Origin of the sequence: Micromonospora sp. WMMD712 (genome assembly GCF_029581295.1) — a bacterium.
In the GTDB taxonomy this organism is placed as follows: Bacteria; Actinomycetota; Actinomycetes; order Mycobacteriales; family Micromonosporaceae; genus Micromonospora; species Micromonospora carbonacea.
The window spans coordinates 2,536,592-2,559,252 of the sequence record NZ_CP120743.1 but is presented as its reverse complement, the minus strand read 5'-3'; the positions used below and the strand labels follow the sequence as shown (position 1 = coordinate 2,559,252).

Here is a 22,661-nt window from a genome sequence, read left to right as displayed (position 1 = left end):
CGAGGCCGCGCGCGCGGTCCCCGGGTCCGTCGCAAGCGTCGCACCGCGCGCCGGCCGACGGCAGGAGGCAGTGGAGGATTTCACTCCCCGGTGGGCCAGCCCGGCTCAGCCGTCCTCGCGCCAGCGGTTGGTGATCGGCAGCCGCCGGTCCCGCCCGAACGCCTTCATCGAGATCTTCGTGCCGGGCGCGGACTGCCGCCGCTTGTACTCCGCGGTGTCCACCATCCGCAGCACCCGGTCGACGACCGCCGGGTCGTGCCCGGACTCGACGAGCCCCGTGCGGCCCAGGTCGCCGTCGACGTATCCGATCAGGATCGGGTCGAGCACGTCGTAGTCCGGCAGCGTGTCGCTGTCGAGCTGGCCGGGGCTCAGCTCGGCGCTCGGCGGCTTGCCGATCGAGTTCTCCGGGATCGGCGGGGTCTCGCCCCGGCGGGCGGCATCGGCGTTGCGCCACTTCGCCAGCCGCCAGATCAGCGTCTTCCACACGTCCTTGACCGGGTTGAAGCCGCCGACCGAGTCGCCGTAGAGAGTGGAGTAGCCCACCGCCAGCTCGCTCTTGTTGCCGGTGGTGAGGACCAGGTGGCCCTCCTGGTTCGACAGCGCCATCAGGATCACCCCGCGCACCCGGGCCTGGAGGTTCTCCACCGTCACCCCGGACAGCGACAGGTTCGCCAGGAACGTGTCCACCATCGGCTGGATCGGCTCGACCCGGTAGTCCAGGCCGGTGCGCTTGGCCAGGTCCTCCGCGTCGGCCCGGGAGTGTTCCGACGAGTGCCGGCTGGGCAGCGAGACGCCGACCACCCGGTCCGGGCCGAGCGCGTCGACCGCGAGGGCCGCCACCACCGCCGAGTCGATGCCGCCGGAGAGCCCCAGCACCACCGACGGGAAGCGGTTCTTGTCGACGTAGTCGCGCAGGCCCAGCACCAGCGCCTGCCACACCTCCGCCTCGTCGGCCACCGGCTCGATGGTCCCGCCCACCGCCGCCGCGCCGCCGGGTGCCGGCGGGACATCGCCGACGGCGGCCCGCACGATCCGCATGCCCGCGGCCAGCTCGCCGCCGGCCGGCGCGGCCCCGCCGGCCAGGGCCGTGTCGCCGCCGGGCCCCTCGGCCGCCGGCAGCTCGACGTCGTGCACGAGCAGGTGTTCGACGAACTGGGGGGCGCGGGCCAGCAGCGTCCCGTCCGCGCCGACGATCAGCGAGTCGCCCTCGAAGACCAGCTCGTCCTGGCCGCCGACCATGTTGACGTACGCCACGGCGGCCCCCGCCTCGGCGGCCCGGCGGCGCACCAGCGGCAACCGGATGTCGTCCTTGTTCAGCTCGTACGGCGAGCCGTTGATCGTGACGACCAGGCCGACGCCGGCCTGCCGGGCCGCCGCGAACGGGCCCCCGGCCTGCCACATGTCCTCGCAGATGGTCAGGGCGACGTCCACCCCGCCGATGCGGACCACCGTCAGCGCGTCGCCCGGGACGAAGTAGCGGTCCTCGTCGAACACCCCGTAGTTGGGCAGGTGGTGCTTGAAGTAGGTGGCCACCACCTCGCCGCCGTGCAGCACCGCGGCGGCGTTGCGGGCCCCCCGGCCCGGCTCGGCGTCGGAGCTGACCTGCGGCGGACCGTCGGCGTCGAGGTAGCCGACCACCACCGGCACCCCGCCGAGGCCGTCGGCGGCCAGGTCGGCGGCGAGGCGGCGCAGCGCCGCCTGCGACGCGGCGACGAAGGACCGGCGGAACACCAGGTCCTCGACCGGGTACCCGGTGAGCACCATCTCCGGGAACAGGACGAGCTGGGCGCCGGCGTCGGCGGCGGTGCGGGTCCACCGGCGGACCAGGCCGGCGTTGCCGGCGAGGTCGCCGACGCTCGGGTTGACCTGGGACAGGGCGAGACGCAGGGTGGGCATGCCCACATCTTGCCCCAGCCGGGCGGCGGCGGCACCGGGGCTGCGCGGAGACGGCGGCCACTCGTGCGGCGACGCCGGTCGGGCCGGTCCGCCAGGGGGCGGGACACGACAGGACGTGGTCCAGGTCGGTCGCGTAACGTCTGCGTAAAGGAGCCGGTGGAGACTGGGCGGCCAGGCCCCACCGGTGGTGGAGACAGTGGCACGAGGGGTGGAAGTGGACCGTCAGCAGGAGTTCGTCCTCCGTACGCTGGAAGAGCGGGACATCCGGTTCGTCCGGCTGTGGTTCACCGACGTGCTGGGCACGCTCAAGAGCGTGTCGGTGGCCCCCGCCGAGCTGGAGGCCGCGTTCGAGGAGGGCATCGGGTTCGACGGCTCGGCGATCGAGGGCTTCGCCCGGGTCTTCGAGTCCGACATGGTGGCCATGCCCGACCCGACCACCTTCCAGGTGTTCCCCTTCGAGGGTGGCGTCAGCGGCGAGAGCGCCCGGATGTTCTGCGACATCCTGCTGCCCGACGGCGGCCCGTCCTGGGCCGACCCCCGGCACGTGCTGCGCCGGATGCTGTCCAAGGCCGCCGAGAAGGGCTTCACCTTCTACACCCACCCCGAGATCGAGTTCTTCCTGCTGGAGAACGGCCCGCAGGACGGCTCCGTGCCGACCCCCGTCGACACGGGCGGCTACTTCGAGCACACCACGCACGCGGTGGCGCGGGACTTCCGCCGCCAGGCCGTGCTGGCCCTGGAGCGCATCGGCATCTCGGTGGAGTTCAGCCACCACGAGGTCGCCCCCGGCCAGCAGGAGATCGACCTGCGGTACGCCGACGCGCTGACCACCGCCGACAACATCATGACCTTCCGGCACGTGGTCAAGGAGGTGGCGCTCTCCACCGGCGTGCAGGCCAGCTTCATGCCGAAGCCGTTCACCGACCAGCCGGGCAGCGGGATGCACACCCACCTGTCGCTGTTCGAGGGCGAGCGCAACGCGTTCCACGACGGCGGCGACCCGATGAAGCTGTCGAAGGTGGCGAAGTCGTTCATCGCCGGGCTGCTCACCCACGCCCGGGAATACACGGCGGTCACCAACCAGTGGGTCAACTCCTACAAGCGGCTGTTCCCGCAGGCGCTGCCCGACCGGATCACCGAGAGCCCCGCGTACGTCTGCTGGGGTCACCTCAACCGGTCGGCGCTGGTCCGCGTCCCGGCCTACGGCAAGCCGAACTCGGCCCGGGTGGAGGTCCGCTCGCTGGACTCGGCGACGAACCCCTACCTGGCGTTCGCGGTGCTGCTCGGCGCCGGCCTCAAGGGCATCGAGGAGGGCTACGAGCTGCCCCCGGGCGCGGAGGACGACGTCTGGTCGCTGAGCAGCGCCGAGCGCAAGGCGATGGGCTACGAGGCGCTGCCGGAGAACCTGGCCGAGGCGATCGACGTGATGGCCGGCTCCGAGCTGGTCGCCGAGGTGCTCGGCGAGCACGTCTTCGACTTCTTCCTGCGCAACAAGCGGTCCGAGTGGGAGCAGTACCGCCGCGAGGTCACCCCCTACGAGCGGCAGCGCTACCTGTCGCTCTGACGCCGCAGGCCGGCGCGGCCTGTCGGGGAGTTGCGGCGGGCCGCTATCGTCTCGATCACCGCGCCGGCACCCCCGCCGGGCGGCCGGTGGTGGTGGGAGGCAGTCGGTGCTGGAGGACCTGCTCAGCGGAGCATGGCAGAGCGTCGTGTTCGGGGTCGTCGGGGTGGGGCTGATGGCGGCCGGCTTCGGCCTGGTCGACCTGCTCACCCCCGGCAGGTTGCGGGAGCTGATCTGGGTGCGGCGCAACGGCAACGCGGCGCTGCTGCTCGCCGCGAACCAGCTCGGCATCGCCGGCATCGTGTTCACCGCGATCCTGACCAGCTACAGCGACTTCGCCAAGGGCCTGGCGTCCACGGTCGTCTTCGGGCTGATCGGCCTGCTGATCATGGCGTTGGCGTTCTTCGTGCTCGACATGCTGACCCCCGGCCGGCTCGGCGAGATCATCTGCTCCGACGAGCCGCACCCGGCGGCCCGGGTCAGCGCCGCCACCCACTTCGGGGCCGCGCTGATCGTGTGCGCCTGCATCGCCTGAGCCCGCCTGTCACACCCGGCGGCTAGGTTCGCCGGGTGAACCGCACGGACCGCCTCTACGCCCTGGTGGAGGAGCTGCGGGCGGTGTCGCCCCGGCCACGCAGCGCCCGCTGGCTCGCCGGCCGCTTCGAGGTCAGCTCCCGCACCATCGAGCGCGACATCGCCGCGTTGCAGCAGGCCGGGGTGCCGATCTGGGCCGAGCCGGGCCGCACCGGCGGTTACGTGGTCGACCGCGCGCACACCCTGCCGCCGGTGAACCTCACCGCCGTCGAGGCGGTGGCGATGGCCGTCGCGCTGCACCGCCTCGACGGCGGCCCGTTCGCCGCGGCGGGCGCGACGGCCCTGCGCAAGCTGCTCGCCGTCCTGCCGCCGGCCGACGCCGCCGAGGCCCGCCGGCTCGCCGGGCGGGTGCACCTGGTCGGCGGCGGGCCCGCCGCGCCCGTCCCGGCCGCCGTCGCCGGGGCGGTCACCGCCGCCCGGGTCCTGCGCATCGGCTACGCCGACCGGGCCGGCGTCGCCACCGAGCGGGTCGTCGAGCCGCTGGGCTTCCTCGGCAACCCCTGGCACTGGTATCTGCTGGCCTGGTGCCGGCTGCGCGACGGCCCCCGGGCGTTCCGCCTCGACCGGATCGCCGCGGTGACCGTGCTGACCGAGCCGGTGACCCGGGAGCTGCGCCCCGACGTGCTGGACATCCCGCGCCAGGTCGTCCGCCAGCTCACCCTCGCCTGAGCCACGCCGCCGGCTCCCGCCCGATCGGCGTCGGAAACACCGACAGGACGCTGTCGCGGCGCGGGGCGAGGCTGGGTCCCGGCGACGCCGGTCGACCGGCCGGCGCGACGAACGGGAGGCACTCCATGACCACGACCAACCCGATCACCTGGTTCGAGATCGGCACCGACCGGCCGGACGAGGCCGAGCGCTTCTACGGCGAGCTGTTCGGCTGGGAGTTCGCCGAGCAGGGCGCGCCGGGCCGGTCGTACCGGGTGACCGGCGGCGGGGCCGACGGCGCGGGGATCGGCGGGGCGATCCGCGCCTCCGACGGCAGCACGCCGAACTACGCGATCTTCTACGCCGAGGTGCCGGACGTGGCCGCCGCCGTGCGGCGGGCGGAGACGGCCGGCGGCCGGGTGCTGGTGCCCCCGTTCACCGCGCCGAGCGGGCTCGCCTTCGCCCACCTGCTCGACCCGTCGGGAAACCACTTCGGGGTGTTCACGCCGCCCCCGGGGCGGTGACCGGGGCGCGAGCACACCGGCGGGGCGGTGACCGGGGGGCGAGCACACCGGCGGGGCGGGACCGGAGACTCCGGCCCCGCCCCGCCGGCGGAGAGGGCGAATCAGGTGCGCGGCGTCACTCGCCGGCCGGGCCGCCGTGGCCCCGGCCCCAGCCGCCGGGGAAGCCGCCCCCGCCGGGGAAGACGCCGGCCTCGACGGCCTTCGTGATCGCGTCGGCCTGCTCCTGGGTGAGCTTGCCGTCCTTGACGGCCTGGGCCAGCCGCTCCTTCAGCGCGGCCTGCCGCTCGGCGGCGTCGGGGCGCTCACCCCGTTCACCCCGTTCGCCGCGCTCGCCCAGCCCCGGACGGTCGGCCTTGTGCTGCTCCCGGACCTTCTCCAGGGCGGCGGTCACCTTGTCGGTGGAGACGCCCAGCTCCTCGGCGAGCGCCTCGGCGAACTCCGACTGCCGCTCGGCCCGCTTCTCCTGCCGATCGGTGTGCTCGCTGCTGCTGGCGCCCGGCGACGAGGTGCCCTCCTCGGCGAACGCGATGGTCGGCGCCGCGATCCCCACGCCGAGCACGCCGGCCGCCGCGAGGCCGGCCAGCACGTGCTTCTTCGACATCTTGCGGGACATCCTGTGTCCTCCAGACTCGTTCGGATGCGATGACGTCACCGAGAGTGACTGACCTGGCTGGGTCGGAGCCGTGGCGACCCTGTCAGCGAGCTGAAAATCGGGCATTCAGGGGCGGACAAACCGGTTGCCGGGGGACACCGGGCACGGCAGGGTGGCCCGGAACCACACAGAGAGGCGGGTGCCCCGTGCCACAGCCCACCATCCGCGAGACCGTCCTGCCCGACCCGGACTGCGGGCCGTACGGGGTCGCCGTCGGGCCCGACGGCGCGCTCTGGGCGACGCTGGTCCGCTCCGGCGGGATCGCCCGGGTGAGCGCCGACGGCGCGGTGCGGGTCCACCCCGGCGACCCGGCGAGCCGGCCCCTCGTCGTCACCGCCGGCCCCGACGGCGCGCTCTGGTTCACCCGCTCCGGCGACGACCGGCTCGGCCGGATCACCACCGCCGGGGCGGCGACCTCCGTCGCGCTGCCGGCCGGCACCGGCCCCGGCGGCATCGCCGTCGGCCCCGACGGCGCCCTCTGGTACGCGGGAATGAGCAACGACACCGTCGGCCGGGTCGACGTCGACGGCGCCCACACGGCGTACCCGCTGCCGGTCGTCGGCGGGTTCCCGTCGATGATCACGGCGGGGCCCGACGAGGCCCTGTGGTTCACCCTCCACCAGGCCAACGCCGTCGGCCGGATCGCCCCCGACGGCGAGGTGACCCTGCACCCGTTGCCCACCGCCGCCGCCGGCCCGGTCGGCATCACCCTCGGCGTCGACGGGGCGCTGTGGTTCGTCGAGATCGCCGCCGGGCAGCTCGGCCGGATCACCACCGACGGGCGGATCGAGGAGTTCCCGCTGCCCGACCGCGCCGCCCGCCCGCACGCGATCGTCGCCGACCCTGCCGGCGGCTGCTGGTTCACCGAGTGGGCGGCCAACCGCATCGGCCACGTCACCGCCGCCGGCCGCGTCGACGCGTACGACCTGCCCACCCCCGGCTCGGAGCCGCACGGCCTGGCGGTCCTGCCCGACGGCACGGTCCACGCCGCCCTGGAGTCGGGCGCGATCGCCCACCTCACCCCGGCCTAGCCGACGACCCCGGCTCACCGCGATCTTGCAGTTCGGGCCCCCGGGACGGGTGGTTCGTGCCCTTTGCCCGGGCCGAAAGTGCAAGATCGCGGGGAGGGGTCAGCGGACGGCGGGGGCGGCGGTCAGGGTGCCGGCGGTGGCGTCGAGGGTGGCCTCGGTGCCGACGGGGATCGTGAGCTGGCCGTGGCCGTGGCCGATCGGCAGGCCGCCGAGGACCGGCACCCCGAGGTCGCCGAGGCGGTCGGTCAGCACGTCGACGACCGTGGTGTCCCAGCCGTCCGCGCAGTCGGTGAACTGGCCGACGGCCACCCCGGCCAGGCCGTCCAGCGCCCCGGAACGGCGCAGCTGGGTGAGCATCCGGTCGACCTTGTACGGGGGCTCCTGCACGTCCTCGATTAGCAGCACCGCGCCGGTCAGGTCCGGCATGTCGGCGGTGCCGAGGGTGGCGGTGAGCAGGCACAGGTTGCCGCCGAGCAGGGTGCCCGTGGCGCGACCGGGCACCCGTACCCCGAAGGTCTCCTCGCCGCCGACGGCGGCGACGGTGACCGGCGCGGTGGTCATCAGCGCGGCGTGCAGCGACTCGGCGGAGCGCAGCGGGGTGCGCTCGTCCCGCCAGGCCGCGCCGGGGCCGTGCACGCCGGCCAGCCGCGCGCCCCGCCACAGGGCGAGCTGCACCGCGGTGATGTCGGAGAAGCCGGCCACCACCTTCGGGTCCCGGCGCACCGCCGCCATGTCGATGGCGTCCACGATCCGCTGCGCGCCGTAGCCGCCCCGGGTGCAGATCACCCCGCGCACCCGCGGGTCGGCGAACGCGGCGTTCAGGTCGGCGGCGCGCAGCTCGTCCGCGCCGGCCAGGTAACCCCGCCGGGCGTACGCGTGCGCGGCGGGCACCGGCCGCAGCCCCCAGCCGGTGAGCAGCTCCACGCCCCGGGCCACCCGCTCGGGGCGGGTCGGCCCGGACGGCGACACCAGCAGCACCGTGTCGCCGGGGCGCAGGGCCGGTGGGTGCAGCACGGCGGCCGGGCGCGGCGCGGCGGCGTCGTCGGCGGTCACAGCCGCAGAGCCTAGCCGCCGGCCGGCTCCCCGCAGCGGGCGCTCCTGCACGGGACCGGACGCGCCCGGCGCGCGGGCCGAGGCGTTCCGGGCGGCGGTCGACGTACCCGATAGCCTCGACGGCGTGGGAACCGCGCTGGTGATCGAGAACGACCCGACCGACGACCCCCGCCGCCTGGGGGAGTGGCTGGTGGAGGGGGGCCTGGAGCTGCGCGTGCTGCGCCCGCACGCCGGCGACGACCTCCCCGACGACCTGGACGGGCACGTCGCGCTGGTGGTGCTCGGCGGCGACCAGCACGCCTACCCGGGCCCCGACGGCGCCCCCGGCGCACCCTGGTTCCCGAAACTGGAGGGGCTGCTGCGCAAGGCCGTCCGGCACCGGGTGCCCACCCTCGGCGTCTGCCTCGGCGCGCAGCTGCTCGCCACCGCCCACGCCGGCCTGGTCGAGCGCAGCCCGTCCGGGCCCGAGGTCGGCCCCGCCGTCGTCGGCCGCCGCGACGCCGCCGAGACCGACCCGCTGTTCCGGTACGTGCCGCTGATCCCCGACGTGCTCCAGTGGCACACCGACGAGATCACCGAGCTACCGCACGGGGCGACCCTGCTGGCCGCGTCCACCCGCTACCCGCACCAGGCGTTCCGGCTCGGCGACCGGGCCTGGGGCCTCCAGTTCCACGTCGAGTGCGACACCGCGATGATCGCCGACTGGGCGACCGGCTCCGCCCTGCTCGACGAGCTGGGCTACGACCCCGAGCTGGTGGTCGCCGCCTGCGACCGGGTGATGGCCGACGTCGAGGAGGTGTGGCAGCCGTTCGCGATCCGGTTCGCCGCCCTCGCCCTCGGCGAGCTGGGCGACGACAGCGTCCGGCGTCCGCTGCCGCTGCTGGGGCACTGAGGCGATGATGAGCAGACCCGCGCGGGGCCGGCTCGCCCGCTACGGCTTCGGCACCGACGACGGCTCCCGCGCCGCCGACCTGCTCGGCCCGGCCGGGCTCGGCCTGTGGCACCCGCAGGAGCAGGAGCCGGTCGACGACCGGGCCGCCGAGCTGCTGGCCGCGCTGTCCCGGGCCGCCGACCCCGACCTGGCCCTGCGCCAGCTGCACCGCCTCGTCGAGACCGAGCGCCGCACCACCGGAGGCGTCGCCGAAACCACCGGGGGCGACGGTGACCGGCCCGCCGGCTCGGCCGTGCTGGACGCCCTGCACGCCGACCCGGGGCTGCGCCGGCGGCTCGTCGCCGTGCTCGGCGCGTCCTCGGCCCTCGGCGACCACCTGGTGGCCAACCCCCGGCAGTGGCCGGTGCTCGCCACGGCCCCCGACGGGCTCGCCCCCGCCGCCGAGGGCCGGCTCGACCTGGCCGCCGCCGCCCGCGTCACCCCGTCCACCCAGCCGGTGGCGGTGCTGCGGCAGGCGTACCGGCTGGCCCTGCTGCGCATCGCGGCGGCCGACCTGACCGGCGGCCGGGCCCTGGAGCAGACCATGGCCGCGCTGTCCGCGCTGGCCGACGCCACCCTCGCGGCGGCGTACGACATCGCGGTGGGCGAGCTGCCCGAGGGGACCGCCGTGCCCCGCCTCGGCGTGGTGGCGATGGGCAAGTGCGGCGGCGGCGAGCTCAACTACGTCTCCGACGTCGACGTGATCTTCGTCTGCGCCGAGGACGACGAGCTGCCGGCGGCCACCACGATCGCCACCCGGCTGATCCACGTCTGCGGGCTGGTCGCCTGGCCGGTCGACGCGGCGCTGCGCCCGGAGGGCAACCGGGGGCCGCTGGTGCGCACCCTCGCCAGCCACCTGGCCTACTACCGGCGTTGGGCGCGCACCTGGGAGTTCCAGGCGCTGCTGAAGGCCCGCCCGGCGGCCGGCGACCTGGCGCTGTGCCAGGAGTGGATCGACCAGCTCGCCCCGCTGGTGTGGACCGCCGCCGAGCGCCCCGAGGCCGTCGACGACGTCCGGTCGATGCGCCGGAAGATCATCGACAACATCCCGCCGAAGGAGCTGGACCGCGAGATCAAGCGCGGCCCCGGCGGGCTGCGTGACATCGAGTTCGCCGTCCAGCTCCTGCAACTGGTGCACGGCCGCGGCGACGAGACGCTGCGCGTGCCCGGGACGATCCCCGCGCTGCGCGCCCTGGTGGCCGGCGGCTACGTGGGCCGCGCCGACGGGGAGGCGCTGCTGCGCGGCTACCGCTTCCTGCGCGGCGTCGAGCACCGGCTCCAGCTCCAGGGCTTGCGCCGCACCCACACCGTGCCGACCGAACCGGCCGCGCTGCGCTGGCTCGCCGCCGCCCTCGGCTACGCGGCCACGCCGGGCCGCAGCGCCGTCGAGGAGTTCCGCGCCGAGTGGGTCACCCACGCCACCGAAGTACGCCGGCTGCACGCCAAGCTGCTCTACCGCCCCCTGCTGGAGTCGGTCGCCCGCGTCCCCGCCGACGGGCTGCGGCTCACCCCCGAGGCGGCCCGGCACCGGCTGGAGATCCTCGGCTTCGCCGACCCCGCCGGGGCGCTGCGGCACCTCCAGGCCCTCACCGGCGGGGTGAGCCGCACGGCCGCCATCCAGCGCACCCTGCTGCCGGTGCTGCTCAGCGAGTTCGCCGACGCCCCCGAGCCGGACCGGGGGCTGCTCAACTACCGGCAGGTCTCCGACTCCCTCGGCAGCACCCCCTGGTACCTGCGGCTGCTGCGCGACTCCGGCCCGGTGGCCCGCCGGCTGGCCCGCGTCCTGTCCTCCTCCCGGTACGCGGCCGACCTGCTGGCCCGCGAGCCGGAGGCGCTGCGGCTGCTCGCCGAGGAGAACGAGCTGACCCCCCGTCCGCGCGCCGTCCTCTGCGAGGGCTTCGCCGCCGCGGCGGCCCGGCACGCCGCCGACCCCGTCGAGGCGACCCGCGCCGTACGCGCGCTGCGCCGCCGGGAACTGGTCCGCATCGCCTGCGCCGACATGCTGAGCCGGGCCGGGTCGCTGGCCCCCACCCCCGGCCGGGACGCGGACCGGGTGGCCGCTGGCCGGGACGCCGACCGGGCCGCCGCCGCGGGCCGCCCCGACGCCGACGGGCGGGCCGCGCTCGGCCTCGCCGACGTCACCGCCGTCGGCACCGCCCTGTCCGACGTCACCGACGCCACCCTCGCCGCCGCGCTGCGCGCCGCCCGGGCCGCCCAACCGGCCCTGCCCGGCCTGCGGTTCGCGGTGATCGGCATGGGCCGGCTCGGCGGGTACGAGTCCAACTACCTCTCCGACGCCGACGTGCTCTTCGTCTACGACCCGCCCGCCGGGGCCGACGAGGGCGCGGCCAGCGCCGCCGCCCACGCGATCGCCGAGGAGCTGCGCCGGCTGCTGTCCGCCCCCGCCCCCGACCCGGCGCTGGGCGTCGACGCCGACCTGCGCCCCGAGGGCCGGCAGGGCCCCCTCGTGCGCAGCCTCGCCGCGTACGCCCAGTACTACGCCCGTTGGTCGAAGGTGTGGGAGGCGCAGGCGCTCCTGCGCGCCCGGTTCGTCTGCGGCGACGCCGACCTGGGGACCGAGTTCGAGACGATGGTCGACCCCGTGCGCTATCCCGCCGAGGGGCTGACCCGGGAGCAGATCGTCGAGATCCGCCGGATCAAGGCGCGGGTGGAGACCGAGCGGCTGCCCCGGGGCGCCGACCCGGCGACCCACACCAAGCTGGGCCGGGGCGGGCTCGCCGACGTCGAGTGGGCGGTGCAGCTGGTCCAGCTCCGGCACGCCGGCCGACTGCCGGAGCTGCGCGGCACGCGTACCCTCGACGCGCTCGCGACGGCGGCCGGCGCGGGCCTGGTCGACCCGGCGGACGCCACGGCGATGGCCGCCGGCTGGACCCTCGCCGCGCAGGTCCGCAACGCGCTGATGCTGGTGCGGGGCCGCGCCGGCGACCAACTGCCCCGGCACGGCGTGGAACTGGCCGGGGTGGTGCGGCTGCTCGGCCGCGACGACCCGGGCGAGTTCCTCGACGAGTACCTGCGCACCGCTCGCCGCTCCCGCGCGGCGATGGAACGCGTCCTCGATGCCTGAGGCGCAAGGAAGGGCCCCTTCTTATCGCTTTCTGCATAGCAGGGGACCCCTGTTAACACCTGCCGTGGTGGCGGCCGGCGCGGCGGTGCTGCTCGCGGCGGCGTACCTGATCGCCCCGCCGATGGGCACCGACCTCGCCGCGCAGGTCGCCCGCGCCGGGTTCGCCGACCGGCACGGCGCAACCCCGGTCGACCTCGGCTGGTACGGCGGGGTCGACCAGTTCGGCTACAGCCTCTTCACCGCCCGGCTGGCCGCCTGGGTCGGGCCCCGCCCGCTCGGTGCCGCCGCCGCGGTGCTCGCCGCCGCCGCGCTGGGCCACCTTCTCGCCCGGCACCGGGCCCGCCGGCCGCTGCTCGCCGGGGTCCTCGGCGCGGTCGTGCTGGTCGGCAACCTGGCCAGCGGCCGGGTCACCTTCGCCGTCGGCCTGGCGCTGGGGCTGCTCGCGCTCTGCGCGGTCGGTGCCGACCCGGTGGGTCCACGCGGTTGGGCCCGCCCGGCGCGGCTGGCCCTGGCCGGGCTGCTCGCCGCGCTGGCCACCTGGGCCAGCCCCGTCGCCGGCCTGTTCACCGGCCTGGCCGGCGCGGCGCTGCTGCTGGCGAGCCTGCGCCGGGGCCCCGGGCCGGGGCGGGCGCTGCCCGCCGGATGGCGGGCTGACCGGCCGCTCGCCGAGAGCCTGACGCTGTGCCTCGCCCCGGCGGTCGCGCTCGCCCCGATGGCGCTGCTGTTCGGCAACGGCGGGACGCAGCCGTTCACCGCCGAGTCGATGCGGATCAACGTCGCCCTCGCCGTGGTCGTCTTCTTCGCGGTGCCGCGCCGCCGCCGCGCGCTGCGCGCCGGGGCCGCGCTGACCGTGCTGCTGCTGGTCGCCGCGCAGCTCGTGCCCAGCCCGATCGGCTCCAACGCCCTGCGGCTGCCGCTGCTGTTCACGCTGCCCCTGCTGGCCGGGTACGCGCCGCTGCCCGGCCCGTGGCTGGCCGGGCTGCTCGCCGCCTGCGTCTGGTGGCAGAACCCGGTGCTGACCAACGACCTCGCCCGCGCCGGTTCGCCCGAGAGCGCGGCGGCGTACTACCGGCCGCTGGCCGACGAGTTGGCCCGCCGGCAGCCGGTGGGCCGGGTCGAGGTGGTGCCGCTGCGCGACCACTGGGAGTCGGCGTACCTGCCGGACACCGTGCCGCTGGCGCGGGGCTGGGAGCGGCAGGTCGACACCGCCCGCAACCCCCTGTTCTACGGCGACGGCCTCACCGCCGACGCGTACGCCGGCTGGCTGCGCCGGGAGGCCGTGGCGTTCGTGGCGCTCGCCCCCGACAGCGGGCCCGACCGGTACGCCCGCCAGGAGGCCGCCCTCGTCGTCGCCGGCCAGCCGTACCTGCGCGAGGTGTGGCGGGACGCCACCTGGCGGCTGTACGCCGTGACCGACCCCGTGCCCCTGGTCGGGGCGCCGGGGCGACTGGACGGATCGGGCCGGGCTGCCGTCCGGTTCACCGTCGACGCGCCCGGCGACGTACCGGTGCGGGTGCGTTGGTCGCGCTGGCTGACCCTGACCGGGCCGGGTGGTTGCCTCGCGCCCACCCCGGACGGCTTCCTCACGGTGCGCGGGGCCACGCCGGGGTCGTACCGGGTCACCAGTGCCCTGCGGCCGTCCGGACAATGCTGACCGTGGACCGTCACCGTCTGATCCGTTACGCGGGGCTCGCCGGCTCCGCCCTGCTGTCGCTGTCGGGGTTCCTCGGCGGGGCGTTCCCCGGCGGCGACCTGCGTCCCACCCCGGTCAGCATCTGGCAGGGCCCGCACGGGCCGCTGATCATCGGGGCGTGGCTGGTCGGCACCGCGCTCATGGCGTGGGCCTGGTGGTCGTTGCGCGACGGCCCGCCGTCCGCGCGCTGGGCCCTGGTCACCGCCGGGCTCTGGCTGCTGCCGTTGCTGGTCGCGCCACCGATGGCCAGCCGCGACGTGTACGCGTACGCGTGCCAGGGGGCCAGCTTCGCCAACGGCATCAGCCCGTACGAGCAGGGCGTGTCGGCGTTGCCCTGCCCGTGGCTGGACACCATCTCGTACATCTGGCGGGACACCCCGGCCCCGTACGGACCGCTGTTCGTGGTGCTGGCCGGCGCGGTGGTGAAGGCGACCGGGTCGCTGACCGCGAGCATCGTGCTGTTCCGGCTGTTCGCCGTGGCCGGGCTGGCGCTGACCGCCGCCTGCCTGCCGGTGCTGGCCCGCCGCTGCGGGGTGCCGGTCGGCAAGGCGCTGTGGCTGGCGCTGGCCAGCCCGCTCATCGGCGTGCACCTGGTGGCCGGGGCGCACAACGACGCGATCATGGTCGGCCTGCTGGTCGCCGGGCTGGCCGTGGTGGCCGCCCGGCCGGGCCGTCCCGGGCCGATGCTGGCCGGGGGGGTGCTGCTCGGGCTGGCCGTGTCCATCAAGATCACTGGCGTGGTGGTGATCCCGTTCGCCGCGCTGGCCGCCATGTCCGGGCCGTACCGGATCCGCACGCTGCTGCGCGACGGCGGGTGGGTCGTCGCCGGTGCGGTCGCCACCGTGGTCGGGGTGACCTTCGCCGGCGGGCTGGACTTCGGCTGGGTCGGCGGGCTGTCCAAGGGCGGCGACGCGATCGCCTGGACCTCGCCGCCCACCGCCGTGGGGCAGACCGCCGGATACGTCGCGCTGATCTTCGGCGCGCACGTCGACGCGCTGCCCGTGGCTCGGGCGCTCGGCGTGGTGGTGCTCGCCGGGTTGCTGCTCTGGCTCTGGTGGCGGGCCCGCACGCGGGAGCCGCTGTGGCACGCCGGCCTCGCGCTGGCCGCCATGGTGGCGATGTCCCCGGTCGTGCACCCCTGGTACTGGATCTGGCCGCTGACCGTGCTCGCCGCGACGACCGTCCGCCCCGCCCGCTGGTACCTCGTCGTGGCGCTCGTCTCGGCGTTCCTGATCCTGCCGGACGGCACCGGGCTGGCCCGGTACACCAAGCTGCCCGGGGCGCCGCTGATGACGCTTCTGCTGATCTGGGCGGCCGTGCGGTTGGTACGGTCGGCGAGGGCGGACCGCGCGGCGGACCGTGCGCCGGACCCCGCCATCCGGGGAGCCGACTGAGCGAAGGGTGTGCCGGTGGCCGTCGTCGCCCGCTGGGCGGGACTGCTCGGTGCCGCTCTGCTCGCCGTCGCCGGCTGGCTGGGCGGGGCGCTGCCCGACCTGACCGGCGGCACGCCCGCCCAGGTGTGGCGGGGCCCGCACGGTCCGGCGGTGCTGGGCTGCTGGTTGGCCGGCACCGCGCTGATGGTCGGGGCGTGGTGGGCGCTGCGCGACGGCGCACCGTCGGGCCGGTGGGCGTACACGACCGCCGGGCTCTGGCTGCTGCCGCTGCTGGCGACGCCGCCGCTGGGCAGCCGCGACGTCTACTCGTACGCCTGCCAGGGCTGGTCGTACGCGCACGGGCGCGACCCGTACCGGTTGGGGGTGGCGGCGGCCGGCTGCCCGTGGCTGGACTCGGTCGCCCCGATCTGGCGGGACACCCCCGCGCCGTACGGGCCGCTGTTCGTGCTGCTCGCCGCGCTCGCGGTGACCGTCGGCGGCGGGCTCGCCGGTGCCGTCGCGCTCCTGCGGCTGTACGCCGTCGCGGGCGTGCTGCTGGCCGCGTACTGCCTGCCGGGGCTGGCCCGCGCGGCGGGCGTGCCGCTCCGGCGGGCCGCCTGGCTGGCGCTGGCCGCGCCCCTGGTCGGTGTGCACCTGGTGGCCGGGGCGCACAACGACGCGGTGGCCCTCGGCCTGCTGCTGGCCGGCCTGCGGGTCCTGCTCCGCCGGCCGGCGAGGTCACCCGCGCCGGCCGGGGTACCGGTGCCGGCCGGGGTCCTGAGGCCGACCGGGGGGCTGGTGCCGGCCAGGGTCCTGAGGCCGATCGGGGGCCTGGCGTCGGGCGGGGTGCTGCTGCTGGCCGGGGCGCTGCTCGGGCTGGCCGTGGCCGTGAAGGCGACCGCCGTGGTGGCGCTGCCGTTCGCGGCGCTGGCCGCCGTCGCCGGCCGACCCACCTGGCGGGCGCTGCTGCGCGGCGGGGGCTGGCTGGCCGGCGGCGCGCTGGCGGCGCTGCTGGCGACCTCCGTGGCGTCCGGGCTGGGCCTGGGCTGGGTCAAGGGGCTGGCCCGCAGCGGCGACTCCGCGCAGTGGACGTCGCCGCCGACGGCAGTCGGCTTCGTCGTCGACTACGCGGGGGAGTGGGCCGGGCGGCGGCCCGACGCCGTGCCGGTGACCCGGGCCGCCGGCCTGCTGCTGCTCGCGGCGACGCTGGTGGCCCTGTGGTGCTGGGCGTGGCGGTCGCTGCGCGCGCGCGACGGCGTACCCCAGGGGGCGGCTGCCCCGGCGGCTCGGCCCCGGGTGGCCCTGCTCGGCGCGGGGCTGGCGCTCGCCGCCACGGTCGCCCTCTCGCCGGTCTTCCACCCCTGGTACGCCACCTGGCCGCTGACCCTGCTCGCGATCTCGGTGGTCCGCCCGGCCCGGACCACGTGGTTCGTGCTGCCCAGCGCGGTGGCCGCCGTCCTCACCCTGCCCGACGGCACCAACCTGGCCCGCTCCACGAAGGCCCCGGGCGCGATCGCGATGACGGCGCTGGTGGGGGCGTTGCTGGCCTGGGCGGCCCGGGCGGGGAGGGCTTCCTCCCGTGCGAAGGCGGATACCCGCTGCGGCCCGTAGGGAGCTGAGTCGTCCGGACATCGGGTCCGGGGCGGCCAGCAACCGCCGACCGCCCCGGACCGGCGGTCAGAGCATGGCCGGTGCCCGCTCCGCGCCCAGCGGGACCACTCGCGCCCGACGCCGTGCCCAGGCCCGGGTGAGCGGGCTCTCCACCGCGCGGTACAGCACCCAGGCGGCGCCGATGCTCACCACGAGCGCGCAGACGGCGAGCAGCAGGCCGATGCCCGGCGCCGGGGTGTGCGGGCCCAGCAGCCGGCCCAGCCCGGTGAGCAGGATGTCGTGGACCATGTAGAAGGCGAAGGAGACCTCGCCGAGCAGCACGACGCGGGGATGACCCAGCAGCCCTCCGCGACCTCGTTCGTCGAGGGTGGCCACCGCCGGGATCAGCAACGCGATCGGGATGACGAAGCTGGCGTTGAGCTGGTATTCCAGGGGCTGGGCCAGGCTGACCAGGTAGGCCACCAGGACCAGCCCGGCCACCGGCAGGGCAGGCAGGCCCGGCCATCGACCGGCTCGGACGATCGAGGCCATCAGCATGCCCAGGGCGAAGTCGAGCAGCCGGACGGGCGGGAACGCGTACAGGAACCAGACCTGGTGCATCGAGTGCTGGTACAGCGGCGAGTTGCGGTGGGCCTCGCCGAAGACCTCGCCGGCTGGCAGGAGCCCGGCAACCGCGGGCAGCACCAGGATGGCCGCCATCACCAGGCCGGCGACCGGCCAGAGCAGCCGGTCGGGAATCCGGCGCAACCCGAACCACAGCGCCGGAAACATGAGGTAGAAGAACAACTCGGTGGACAACGACCAGCTCGGGTGGTTGATGCTGAAGAAGCTGGTGTCCCGCGGCACCCAGGCGTGCAGGAGGGCCAGGTTGCCCACCGCCTCCAGGGCCGAGGCCCCGGCCAGCCCGAAGAGGGCGAAGGCGATCACGAAGGTGACCAGGTGGTTGGGGTAGATCTTGACCAGCCGTCGGGCGACGAACTCCCGGTAGGTGTCGCGGGGCCGGACCGACCAGGTGAGCACGAAGCCGCTGAGCACGAAGAAGAAGGTGACCCCGAACCAGCCGGCGTTCTTCAGCAGCCCCCGGTAGGCGTCCGGCAGGCTGCCTTCCCCGAGCAGATGCCGGTTGAGCGACAGGTGGAAGCCGAACACGAGCAGGGCGGCGAGGAAGCGCAGACCGGTGAGGCTCTGCAACCGGGACGCGGGCCGGCGTACGTCGATCTTGACCGATTCCATCACGACGCCCCGCTCAGTTGGCCGGCCGGATGGACTGGGCGTGCCGGAAGACGTTGCGCGGATCCCACCGCGCCTTGACCTGTTGCAGCCGCGGGTAGTTCCCCTTGTAGTAGAGGTCGTGCCAGGCGACGCCGGAGGTGTTCCAGGCGGGGTCGTTCAGGTCGACGTCGGCGTAGTTGACGAAGCAGCCGTCGGTCACCTCGTTGGGCACCGGCACCCCACCGGTCGCGCCGTAGAGCTCCCGGTAGAACTCCCGGACCCAGGCGACGTTCGCCTCGTCGTCGCGGGCGTCGTTCCAGAGCGTCACGCACTGCATCTTGATCACGGAGTCCCGCTGCGGCACCGCCGTGTCGCCCGGTTGCAGGGTGTTCACCCGGCCGCCGTACGAGGCGATCATCATCAGCGCCGTCGGGTTGTGGTAGTCGGTGCGGGTCAGGTGCCGATACATGACGGCGATCTGCTCCGTCGGGTAGTTGCCCCGCAGATAGGCGGACTTGCCCTTGAACCGGATGGTCGGGTCGGGGCCGGTGAAGCCCGGCCACTGGGTGGCGTGCAGCCAGGGCACCAGCCGGTGCTGCCGGGTCTGCGCCGGGACGCCCACACCGGCGCCCACCGCGGCGACGTAGTCCTGCAGCATCCGCTCGGCGTGGGGCGCGCCGGCGTCGACCTGGGTGACCATCGTGATCGCGCCGTTGGCGCGGTGCCAGGGCTTCAGCTGGCTGAACAGGTTGACATAGGGCGAGTCGGGAGCGCTGTGCTGCGCGTGCCAACGCCCGTGGTTGCGCATGAGCCGGGTGAACCCGGCCTCGGTGATCGACTCCCACGGCCAGGCGACCTCGTTGACCCACACCTGCGACGGCGGCCGGGGAAGCAGCCGCGCCGGTTCACTGCTGGTGACCCCGGGGGAGCGCAGCCAGTACCGGGTGACCACGCCGAAGTTGCCACCGCCGCCACCGGTGTGTGCCCACCACAGGTCGTGGTGCGGGTCGGTGGTCTCCCGGGTGGCGACGACCGCGCGGGCGGTGCCCGAGGCGTCGACCACGACCACCTCGACGGCGTAGAGGTGGTCGACGGCAAGGCCGTTGCGGCGGGCCAGGGAGCCGTAGCCGCCGCCGGCGATGTGGCCCCCCGCGCAGACGGTCGGGCAGTTGCCGGCCGGCAGGAAAACGCCCCACCGCTTGTAGAGCGTCTCGTACACCTTGCCCAGGGTGGCCCCCGCCTCGACGGCGAACGCCCGGCGGCCGGGGTCGTAGTAGACGTCGGAGAGCTGCGACAGGTCCAACACCACCCGGATGTCGGAGCTGGTGGTGAAGTCCTCGTAGCAGTGCCCGCCGCTGCGCACCGCGAGCCGCCTGCCGGCGCTGACCGCCTCCTGCACGGCGCGTACCGCCTGCGCGGTGGAGGTGATCAGGCGGACCTCGTCGGGCCGGCCGACCCAGCGTTGGTTGGTGCCCCGGACCAGATCCGGATAGCGGGGGTCGGTGGCCGAGACCGTCACCGGTGCCGGCGCTGCCGGCGCTGCCGGTGCTGCCGGTGCGGCCGGTGCTGCCGGTGCGGCCGGTGCTGCCGGTGCGGCCGGTGCGGCCGGCGCTGCCGGGCCGGTGGCGACCAGCAGGCCACCGCCGACGGCTGCGGTGCCGGCCAGCACGCGCCGGCGAGTCACCTTGCTCATGATGCTTTGTCCTCCCCTGTTTGTCGTGCGCGACTGATCAGACCGGCTGCCCGGCCCAGGCCGGCGTGCGCAGGATCCGCAGCACCGCACCGGTCCAGGTGAAGCCGGCCCCCACCCCCAGCAGCAGGACGTGCTGCCCCGGACGCAGCTCGCCGGTCTCGGCGAGATGGTTCAGCCCGGCGAGTTGGTCGCCGGCGCCCAGGTGCCCGACCTGCCGCGAGAAGTCCCACGTGGTACGGCCCAGATCGGTGATGCCCAGCGGATCGAGGATCTGTCGCCGGGTCAGCCAGAGGCCGAAGTGCGGCACGACGAAGCGGTCCACCTCGCCGCCCGTGATCCCGGCCTCCTCCAGCACCTGTGCGCAGGTGCTGCGTATCCCGGCGTCGAGGCGGCGCCAGATCTCCTCCCGGCCGATCTCGCCGAGGAAGTGCCGGTGCCGCCGGTCCAGGTCCACCGGCTCCAGCGGCCCGGTGCCGATCCCGTCCAGCCGATCCGCTCCACGGTGCATGCCTTCCAGTTCCGGGTCGGTGCGGGTGACCATGGCGACCAGTCGGGCGAACCCGTCGGTGCGGGAGAGCGTCACGGCGGCGGCGCCGTCGGCGTAGACGATGCGGTCGGCCTTCCACCGGTCGAAGTAGGGCTCCGGCCACCGGTCGCCGGCGCTGACCACCGCCACCCCCGTCTCCTCGTGGGCCCGCAGGTAGGCGGCGGCTGTCTCCACCGCCACCAGCCCGCCGTTGGAACCGCTGCGGATCTCCGCCACGAAGGCGTCCGGCCGGGCGACCGACCGCTGGATGTACGAGCCGAGGTTCCACACGTCCAGCCCCGCGTGGAGCACCACCGAGTGGAACACCGCGGCGACGTCACCGGCGGCGCTGCCGGAGCGGACGAGCGCCTGGCGGGCTGCACCGACGGCCATGTCGGGCAGGTGCTCGTCCGGCTCGGCGACGGTGACCGAGAGCTGGGCGCTGCGCTCGGCCGACTCGGCCGGGTACCGCCCCTGGGCTACGGCCCCGTCGACGCCGACGGCCTTGGGCAGCCACGCTCCGGTGCCGGACACATACAGGTCGTTCCACCGCATCTCTTCGTCCTCACTCTTGTCGGACAGGGTGGTCAGGGACGGTCGGTCCAGCGGTACGGGCCGGGCGTGGCCCGTCGGGCGCTGGTCAGCGACTCGTACGGCAGCTCACCGTCGGGCATCCGGACGATCTCCATCTGGATGCCGATCGGGGTGCGGAAGTAGACCCAGCGGTCGCCGGCGATCGGACCGTCGGCGATGGTCTCCGGATCGCCCATCACCTCCACGCCGGGGGCCTGGCGCAGCCAGGCCGCTGCCGCGTCCACGTCGTCGACGTAGAAGGCGAGGTGGTGCCCGCCGACGTCGCTGTTGCGGGGAGGCTCGCCGACGGCGTGTGGCGCGGGGGAGTAGAGCTCGACGTTAGCGGTGGGACCCACCCGCAGCGCCGCGCGCCGGCGGACGGCAGCGGCCGGCGTCCACGGTTCGGGGCAGGGCTCGGTCAGCGCCGACAGCAGTTCGGCACCGAGCACGTCGACGAAGAACGCCACGGCGGCATCGAGGTCCCCGACCGTACGCCCGAAGTGTTCCACTCCGTGCAGACCTGGCAGCCCGGTCCAGCCGGTCGGCGGGGCAGGTGGGCGGAAGCGGCGGTCGGTTCGCGGCGTCGGACCGGCTTCGCGCAGGAGCAGCCACATTCCCCAGTCGGCGCGGCACCAGGCCGACGGCCCGTCCGCACCGGTGGGTGCGGAGCGAACGACGTGGATGCCGGGGACCTGGGCAAGCCGTCGCGTGGCGGCGGCCAGCTCCTGCACCTGGAGTGCGAGGTAGGCGCCGCCGGGCGCGGTGGGTTCCGGCGCGGTGGTCACCTGGTCGGGTGCGGTGTAGCCGAAGAGCTCGATGTTGGCGAAGTCGCGCAGGCGCACCAGGGCCACCTGCGCGCGGGCCCGAGGGTGGACGCCGAGCTTGCGGGTCATCCAGTCGCCCGTCGGGTCCTGCACCGGCCCCTCCTGGTAGCAGAGCTCCCCGCCGAGCACCTCGGTGAAGAAGCCGATGGCGCGCGGCAGGTCGGACACGGTGAAGGCGTAGTGGTCGAGCGTTCGGGCGGTGGGGATGCCGGCGCGGTGATGCGCCGGGATGGCTTCCTCGGTCGGGTCGGCGAGGGGCATCGCGGGGCCTCCGGAGAACGCAACGGGGTGCGCGACGTGGCGGAGCGGGCCCGGCTGGCAGGGGACGGGCCGGTTCCACGCGCGGTGGCAGGCGTCAATCTATGGCTAGATGCATGTGCCCGCAAGTAAAAGTTCCATAGCCCACAGCTGCTGTTCGGGCACTCAGGGTCAAATCCCTGCATGATGGGTGGTCGGACTCCCGCGCATTGGTCGAAAGCGGCTAACATTGCATGGGAGTGCATCTTTCGGATGCGTGCCGGCCTGGGTGACCATGGCGCTGAGGAAGTGGTGATCTTCGGTGGTGCAGCGACGGGGTGACGAGGTGGAGCTCTGGAAGCAGCTCTCAGTCCTGGTGGCGGAGGTGAGCAATCAGCTCGACAGGAAGCTGTCCCGGCTGGCGGGCATCGGTCTGAGTGAGTTCCTGGCCCTCAACACGCTTGCCGCCGGTGATCCTGCTGGCATGCGCATGCAACTGCTCGCCGACGCCCTGGGGTTGAACCAGTCTTCGGTCAGCCGGCTGGTCACCCGGCTCGAAGACCGGGGCCTGGCCCGCCGGTCGACCCCGGAGGGGGACCGGCGGGGGGTGCTCGCCGCCATCACGGAGCAGGGGCGCGAGGTCAACCGCGAGGCCAACGCCATGTTCGGCAAGGAGATCGCGCTCGCGCTCGACCTCGCCTCGATCGACGGTCGCACCGCTACCGTCGTCGCGCGTCTGCGCTACTCGCCGCCCGACTCTCCCAAGGTCGAATAGCCGCTACGCCGGTCCGCCTGGGCGGCGCGTCCGGGCCCCGAGCGGCGGCGTGCCCCGCTGGGGGCCGCTCCTGCCCGCCCTGCCTCGTGGGCGCTCGCTCCGGTCCCGGAGTCGCCGACGGCTCGGCGGGCGTCCGTTGCTCCGGGCTTCCGGGGGATGGCTCTCGGTA

The 22,661-nt window shown here is 75.2% G+C and carries 18 protein-coding genes; 11 read left to right on the top strand and 7 right to left on the bottom strand.

Annotated features, from left to right (window positions below):
* Positions 1 to 105: 105 nt before the first annotated feature.
* Positions 106 to 1,896: an NAD+ synthase gene (locus O7633_RS10660; RefSeq protein ID WP_282327606.1), complete on the bottom strand. Its 1,791-nt coding sequence runs from the start codon at positions 1,894 to 1,896 to the stop codon at positions 106 to 108.
* 214 nt (positions 1,897 to 2,110) lie between these two features.
* Between O7633_RS10660 and glnA the strand changes: the two genes are divergently transcribed.
* From glnA to O7633_RS10640, 4 genes are all read left to right on the top strand, one after another.
* Positions 2,111 to 3,460, top strand: coding sequence for a type I glutamate--ammonia ligase (gene glnA, locus O7633_RS10655; RefSeq protein WP_074474770.1), 1,350 nt, complete (start codon positions 2,111 to 2,113; stop codon positions 3,458 to 3,460).
* Between the two features lie 106 nt (positions 3,461 to 3,566).
* Positions 3,567 to 3,992, top strand: coding sequence for a DUF350 domain-containing protein (locus O7633_RS10650; protein WP_074474771.1), 426 nt, complete (start codon positions 3,567 to 3,569; stop codon positions 3,990 to 3,992).
* Positions 3,993 to 4,027: 35 nt separating this feature from the next.
* Positions 4,028 to 4,720 (top strand): WYL domain-containing protein, encoded by a 693-nt coding sequence (locus O7633_RS10645; RefSeq protein WP_282327604.1) that lies wholly within the window; start codon positions 4,028 to 4,030, stop codon positions 4,718 to 4,720.
* 125 nt (positions 4,721 to 4,845) lie between these two features.
* On the top strand, positions 4,846 to 5,223 hold the full coding sequence (locus O7633_RS10640; RefSeq protein ID WP_282327602.1) for a VOC family protein: 378 nt from the start codon (positions 4,846 to 4,848) through the stop codon (positions 5,221 to 5,223).
* 115 nt (positions 5,224 to 5,338) lie between these two features.
* Here the strand turns inward: O7633_RS10640 and O7633_RS10635 are convergent, their stop codons facing one another.
* Positions 5,339 to 5,836, bottom strand: coding sequence for a hypothetical protein (locus O7633_RS10635; protein WP_282327600.1), 498 nt, complete (start codon positions 5,834 to 5,836; stop codon positions 5,339 to 5,341).
* A 185-nt stretch (positions 5,837 to 6,021) separates the two neighbouring features.
* Here O7633_RS10635 and O7633_RS10630 point away from each other — a divergent pair, with 185 nt between their 5' ends.
* Positions 6,022 to 6,906: a virginiamycin B lyase gene (locus O7633_RS10630; RefSeq protein WP_282327599.1), complete on the top strand. Its 885-nt coding sequence runs from the start codon at positions 6,022 to 6,024 to the stop codon at positions 6,904 to 6,906.
* Positions 6,907 to 7,005: 99 nt separating this feature from the next.
* On the opposite strand, the gene O7633_RS10625 is transcribed toward O7633_RS10630, so the two are convergent.
* A complete protein-coding gene (locus O7633_RS10625; RefSeq protein WP_282327597.1) occupies positions 7,006 to 7,959 on the bottom strand; it encodes an LD-carboxypeptidase in 954 nt (317 codons plus the stop codon).
* Between the two features lie 124 nt (positions 7,960 to 8,083).
* Here O7633_RS10625 and O7633_RS10620 point away from each other — a divergent pair, with 124 nt between their 5' ends.
* The 5 genes from O7633_RS10620 to mptB (O7633_RS10600) all read left to right on the top strand — a co-directional run bounded on the left by O7633_RS10620 (position 8,084) and on the right by mptB (O7633_RS10600) (position 16,652).
* Positions 8,084 to 8,851 carry a type 1 glutamine amidotransferase gene (locus O7633_RS10620; RefSeq protein WP_074474775.1) on the top strand — a complete coding sequence of 256 codons (768 nt, stop codon included), beginning with the start codon at positions 8,084 to 8,086 and terminating at the stop codon, positions 8,849 to 8,851.
* Between the two features lie 7 nt (positions 8,852 to 8,858).
* The gene (locus tag O7633_RS10615; protein ID WP_282327595.1) at positions 8,859 to 11,975 is read left to right on the top strand and encodes a bifunctional [glutamine synthetase] adenylyltransferase/[glutamine synthetase]-adenylyl-L-tyrosine phosphorylase; all 3,117 of its coding nucleotides are present in this window, start codon (positions 8,859 to 8,861) and stop codon (positions 11,973 to 11,975) included.
* Between the two features lie 67 nt (positions 11,976 to 12,042).
* Positions 12,043 to 13,629 (top strand): hypothetical protein, encoded by a 1,587-nt coding sequence (locus O7633_RS10610; RefSeq protein WP_282327593.1) that lies wholly within the window; start codon positions 12,043 to 12,045, stop codon positions 13,627 to 13,629.
* 2 nt (positions 13,630 to 13,631) lie between these two features.
* Positions 13,632 to 15,062 (top strand): polyprenol phosphomannose-dependent alpha 1,6 mannosyltransferase MptB, encoded by a 1,431-nt coding sequence (gene mptB / locus O7633_RS10605; RefSeq protein ID WP_282327591.1) that lies wholly within the window; start codon positions 13,632 to 13,634, stop codon positions 15,060 to 15,062.
* A gap of 9 nt (positions 15,063 to 15,071) precedes the next feature.
* Positions 15,072 to 16,652: a polyprenol phosphomannose-dependent alpha 1,6 mannosyltransferase MptB gene (gene mptB / locus O7633_RS10600; RefSeq protein ID WP_282327589.1), complete on the top strand. Its 1,581-nt coding sequence runs from the start codon at positions 15,072 to 15,074 to the stop codon at positions 16,650 to 16,652.
* Positions 16,653 to 16,718: 66 nt separating this feature from the next.
* Here the strand turns inward: mptB (O7633_RS10600) and O7633_RS10595 are convergent, their stop codons facing one another.
* Genes O7633_RS10595 through O7633_RS10580 form a run of 4 tightly spaced genes read right to left on the bottom strand, consistent with a single transcriptional unit; the run spans position 16,719 to position 21,741 of the window.
* A complete protein-coding gene (locus O7633_RS10595; RefSeq protein ID WP_282327587.1) occupies positions 16,719 to 17,885 on the bottom strand; it encodes an acyltransferase in 1,167 nt (388 codons plus the stop codon).
* Between the two features lie 13 nt (positions 17,886 to 17,898).
* Positions 17,899 to 19,557, bottom strand: coding sequence for a BBE domain-containing protein (locus tag O7633_RS10590; RefSeq protein WP_282327586.1), 1,659 nt, complete (start codon positions 19,555 to 19,557; stop codon positions 17,899 to 17,901).
* A gap of 37 nt (positions 19,558 to 19,594) precedes the next feature.
* Positions 19,595 to 20,638: a ketoacyl-ACP synthase III family protein gene (locus O7633_RS10585; protein ID WP_282327585.1), complete on the bottom strand. Its 1,044-nt coding sequence runs from the start codon at positions 20,636 to 20,638 to the stop codon at positions 19,595 to 19,597.
* Between the two features lie 32 nt (positions 20,639 to 20,670).
* Positions 20,671 to 21,741 carry a VOC family protein gene (locus O7633_RS10580; protein WP_282327584.1) on the bottom strand — a complete coding sequence of 357 codons (1,071 nt, stop codon included), beginning with the start codon at positions 21,739 to 21,741 and terminating at the stop codon, positions 20,671 to 20,673.
* Positions 21,742 to 22,063: 322 nt separating this feature from the next.
* Between O7633_RS10580 and O7633_RS10575 the strand changes: the two genes are divergently transcribed.
* A complete protein-coding gene (locus tag O7633_RS10575) occupies positions 22,064 to 22,492 on the top strand; it encodes a MarR family transcriptional regulator (RefSeq protein WP_278128350.1) in 429 nt (142 codons plus the stop codon).
* The last annotated feature ends 169 nt before the right edge of the window (positions 22,493 to 22,661 follow it).